The organism is Hyphomonas sp. UBA3601 (assembly GCF_002375605.1).
GTDB lineage: Bacteria > Pseudomonadota > Alphaproteobacteria > Caulobacterales > Hyphomonadaceae > Hyphomonas.
Window position 1 is genome coordinate 10,046 of sequence record NZ_DFME01000127.1, and the last position, 4,598, is coordinate 14,643.

At 61.3% G+C, this 4,598-nt stretch carries 3 protein-coding genes and 2 pseudogenes; 1 reads left to right on the top strand and 4 read right to left on the bottom strand.

The features are described 5' to 3' along the window. A pseudogene (locus B4F73_RS13865) lies at positions 1 to 690 on the top strand (carboxynorspermidine decarboxylase); the annotation flags it as partial. Positions 691 to 693: 3 nt separating this feature from the next. Here the strand turns inward: B4F73_RS13865 and B4F73_RS13870 are convergent. The 4 genes and pseudogenes from B4F73_RS13870 to B4F73_RS13885 all read right to left on the bottom strand — a co-directional run. Continuing rightward, positions 694 to 1,524 carry a carbon-nitrogen hydrolase family protein gene (locus B4F73_RS13870; RefSeq protein WP_290483557.1) on the bottom strand — a complete coding sequence of 277 codons (831 nt, stop codon included), beginning with the start codon at positions 1,522 to 1,524 and terminating at the stop codon, positions 694 to 696. Positions 1,525 to 1,561: 37 nt separating this feature from the next. Further along, the gene (locus B4F73_RS13875) at positions 1,562 to 2,779 is read right to left on the bottom strand and encodes a S41 family peptidase (RefSeq protein ID WP_290483558.1); all 1,218 of its coding nucleotides are present in this window, start codon (positions 2,777 to 2,779) and stop codon (positions 1,562 to 1,564) included. Next, a complete protein-coding gene (locus B4F73_RS13880; protein ID WP_290483559.1) occupies positions 2,767 to 3,954 on the bottom strand; it encodes an aspartate aminotransferase family protein in 1,188 nt (395 codons plus the stop codon). Before B4F73_RS13880 ends, B4F73_RS13875 begins: the two co-directional genes overlap by 13 nt. Before the next feature lie 396 nt (positions 3,955 to 4,350). Beyond that, positions 4,351 to 4,598, bottom strand: a pseudogene (locus B4F73_RS13885) (ATP phosphoribosyltransferase); the annotation flags it as partial.

The window sequence follows — 4,598 nt, forward strand, 5'->3', positions numbered from 1 at the left end:
TTTGGCGAAGTGCCGTCAAAGCTCGACCAGGTCGACTGGTCCGGCATCGACATCTTCCATGTCCACGCCCTGTGCGAGAGCCTGCACGAGGGCTCGGTCGGCCTGATCGAATTCGTCGCCGACAATTTCGGCCAGTATATCGAGCAGGTGAACACGGTGAATTTCGGCGGTGGCCATTTCCTGAACAAGGAAGGCTATGACGTCGACGCGCTGATCGCGGCCATCAAGGCGTTCAAGACGCGCTTTGGCGTGGAAGTCGTGCTGGAGCCGGGCGCGGGCCTCGTCGTGAACACGGGCGAGCTGTATGCGACCGTGCTGGCGCTGCACTGGAACGAGGTGGATCTGGCGATTCTCGACGCCTCCGCCTCGACCCATATGCCGGACGTGCTGGAAGTGCCCTACCGGCCGGACGTGATCGGCGCGGGCCAGCCCGGCCAGAAGGCACACACTTATCGTTTCGGCGGCAAGACCTGCATGACGGGTGACGTGATCGGCGAATACTCCTTTGACGCGCCGCTTAAGCCCGGCGACACAATCATCTTCACCGACCAGATGCATTATTCCTTCGTCAAGACGAACACGTTCAACGGCACGCCGCTGGCAAATCTGGCGGTCCGCTGGGAAGACGGCATCATCGAGAGCCTGTCCGATTTCGGCTATGAGGAATTCCGCCGGCGCTTGGGACGCTGATCGTCAGTCCTTGAAGCGAATGTCCTGATCATTCCCGAGCGACGGGATGCGGCGCCGCGCTTTCGCCACAGCGTCCAGATCCAGATCGGCAAGGATCACACCCGGTTCATCATCCGCCTTCTCCGCCAACACCTCGCCCCAGGGGGAGACGATCAGAGAGTGGCCGAAGGTCTCGCGGCCGTCTTCATGCTTGCCGCCCTGCGCGGGGGCGATGACGAAGCTGCCGGTCTCGATGGCGCGCGCCCGGACGAGGACATGCCAGTGCGCCTTGCCCGTCACGCGCGTGAACGCTGCCGGGATCGTCAGGATGCCTGCGCCCGCCTGCGCAAGCTTGCGATAGAGATGCGGGAAGCGAACATCATAGCAGATGGTCATCCCCAGCTTGCCGAACTCGGTCTCCGCCAGCACGGCGCGCTCGCCCGGCCGGTAAGCGCGGCTTTCGCGATAGCTCTGCCCGTCGCCCACTTCGACATCGAACATGTGGATCTTGTCATAGCGGGCCCGGACGGAGCCATCCGGCGCGATCAGGACAGACCGATTGGCGAGCCGGTCCTCGCCTGCGAGGGTCACGGCGATGGAACCGATCAGCATCCAGATGCCAAGCTCAGCCGCCAGCCCGCGCATTGCCCCGAGCGTCTGGTCATCCGCCTCCGGAACAATCTTTGGCCGTGCCTTGCCGGGACGTATGTCCAGCAGATTGGTCATCTCCGGGGTTGTCACCAGTTGCGCCCCCTGCCCCGCCGCGTCGCGGATCAGGTCAGAGGCCGCCACGATATTCGGGGCGATCTCCACACCAGACCGCATCTGGACACAGGCAACACGTACTTTGCTCATATGTTCATTCTAACGTAGCCGCGCAGCCATGCCAGCCTCAATCCTCTGGCCTGCCGATCCAGTCGAGTGCGGCTGCTAGCGCAAGGTCTGGTCCGTCGCCATTGTCAGCCACAACCTGATGGGGCGGAGACCATTCATGGCGCGGCGTACCATTCAAATGGGCAAGGTCGTAAGCGGGTAGGCGGATGGGAAAGCCGGTCTGGCTGAGCCGGTAATCTTCAACGCCTCCAGCCAGGCGCGCCATGTCGCTGCCAAACACCTCGCCCCGCTCGATGCCGTCAAAGCCAATGGCCAGCCCTTCGCCCATGCTGCCTGTCCAGCGACCGACCAGAACAGCAACCGGGCCTTTCGCCGTCCAGTCTCCATGGGGCTCTGCGGTCTTCACCCATTCCGGCGCGTCCGTCGGACGGATTTGTTGATATTCCGCCGCCTTCGACAGGAAGCGGCCCAGTATGGGTTCTGCCACGTTCGTGTCGCCACCGCCGGGTGTGTCGCGCAGATCGACGATCCATGAATTTGCCTCTCGCATCGTGTCCATCGCGGCATCGAAGGCGGCGACCGTGCGCGAATCCCCGAGCGAGTCATGCAGGCGGATATACGCGACATTCCCGTCCAGAATCCGGGACGACAGCGGCACCTGCTGCGCGTCAGTGACATAGCCATCAAGAGACAGCGTCTCAGACTCGGAAATGCGCGAGATGGTCACCGAACGGGGCTCATCGCGGTAGCCCGCCGCCGCCGCGTTCAGCGCCCAGGCCTTCTGGGTCTCGCTAGAGGAAGCGTTCTTGGGGTGGAGGCGCGTAACTATCGCATCGGCCAGTGGGCGACCATTGATGGCGACAATCTGGTCACCCACTACGAGACCCGCTCGCGCCGCGGCGCTGCCCGGCCGCACAGCCGTGACGCGGTCACCTTCGAGCCAATAGTCGGACCCTGACGGCACGACACGCGGCGACAGGCCGGAATGCGTACCGAACGTCGCATGTGGATCGTAAAGCGCATCGACCAGTGTTTCGAGCGCGCGCAATTGTTCCGGCTTAGTCGTGACGGGGCCGAGCATGCCGGCGAAGCCTGCACATGCGGCCTCCCAATTTTCCTGCCGGTCCGGGTAATAGGCATAGTCGGTGCGGACGAGCTCACAGAGTTCTGCTGCATCAGCCAGAGTTTCCTGCGACAGGTCGGTCACAGGGGCATCGGGCGTACACCCTGACGCCAATAGGGCCGCCAGGAGATATTTTGGCTTCAGCCTTCCCATTCTGACAGCGCAGCGTCGATGATGCCGGTGGCTTCACGCACATTATCATCCGTGATGACAAGTGGCGGCGCGAGACGCAGAACCATGTTCCCGGCCACACCGACCAGCAGGTTCTTGTCACGGCAGACGCCTTGCAGGCTCTTCGGATCGGACTTCATCTTGAGACCGGTGAGCAGCCCTTTGCCGGTCACCGCTTCGACCTTGTCCGGATGGCTGTCAGCGATGCTTTTCAGGCCCTGCGCCAGTGTGCCGGAGACCCGGCGCACTTCAGCCAGGAAGTCTTCGCTGGAAATGATGTCCCAGACGACATTGCCGACCGCCATGGCGAGCGGGTTGCCGCCATAGGTCGATCCATGGCTGCCGGGCTGCATGTGCTCGCCGACCGCTTCGGTCGTCAGGCAGGCGCCAAACGGGAAACCGCCGCCAATGCCCTTGGCCGAGCACAGGATATCCGGCGCGGCGCCTTCAACCCATTCGTGAGCGAACAGTTTTCCTGTCCGGCCCATGCCGCACTGGACTTCATCATAGATCAGCAGGATGCCTTGCTCATCGCAAAGCTCACGCAGCCCGATCAGACAGGCGTCGGGCATGGCACGTACGCCACCCTCACCCTGGACAGGCTCAACGAAAATGGCAGCTGTGGTCGGCTGGGCCGCTGCCGTCTTCAAAGCGTCATGGTCGCCCCATTCAAGGTGCACAAAGCCCGGCAATTTCGGGCCGAAGCCTTCAAGATATTTCGGATTGCCGCCGGCATTGATTGCGCCGAGCGAGCGGCCGTGGAACGCGCCGGTAAAGGTGATGATGTCGATGCGCGCTTCATTGCCATTCGCCCAGTGGTATTTGCGGGCGGACTTGATGGCGCATTCGACGGCTTCGGTGCCGGAATTGGTGAAGAAGACGCGGTCAGCGAATGTATCGCGGCAGATCTTGTCGGACAGTTCTTCGGCGCCGCGCACGCGGAACATGTTGGAAGTGTGCCACAGCTTGCCGGCCTGCTCCTGCAGGGCCTCGACCATGGCGGGATGAGCGTGGCCCAGCGCGTTCACGGCGATGCCGGCGATGAAATCGAGATATCGCGTGCCGTCCTCGGTGAAGAGGCAGACGCCCTCCCCCTTCTCGAAAACCTGCTCTGGCGGCCTGTAGACCGGCATGATGTGCTGGCGCGGATCGCTCATGATAACTCCTTGCGTGCGCAAAATCCTGTTTGGTCCACGCTTGGCCGCGCCGATGGGCGAAGTCAACTCACGGGCTGGTGCACGCCCGCTACAAGCTGACGATTAAGCTGTACTGATCCGCATCATGAAAAAAGTTTAATCGAAAAACGATAATTATGATTGACGTTTATCGATAATCCCTTATTGATAATCAGGAAGCCAAGACGGACCGGGGTGATGTCCAAAACGCCCCCTACCTCACCTGAGCCGTTGCTCCGGACCGTCCTGGTGGACCTGAATTTTTTCGGAAATGAAAAAAGGCGCGGAGAGCTTCCACCAGCTTCCGCGCCTTCCACCGTTTGCAGCGTTTCCTCCCAGAAACTTGCCGTGTCATATGGCCGCGCTTTATTGCGTGTGTCAAGATTGTGAATTCAAATTTTTCAATATGAGCAATTCTTCAACATTTGCTGCACCGCCCAATAGTGACAGGGACTTCAGAGCAGCCTGACTCCATGACGAATTTGCAGACACCGCCAGAACGGCCTCGCTTTTCAATATTATTCCATCTGAAACAATTTTGAGCCCGTTCGCCTTGAGCGTCGCGCCGGTCGAAGTGATGTCGACAATCACGTCCGCTGCGCCAGTGGCAGGCGCTGCTTCGGTTG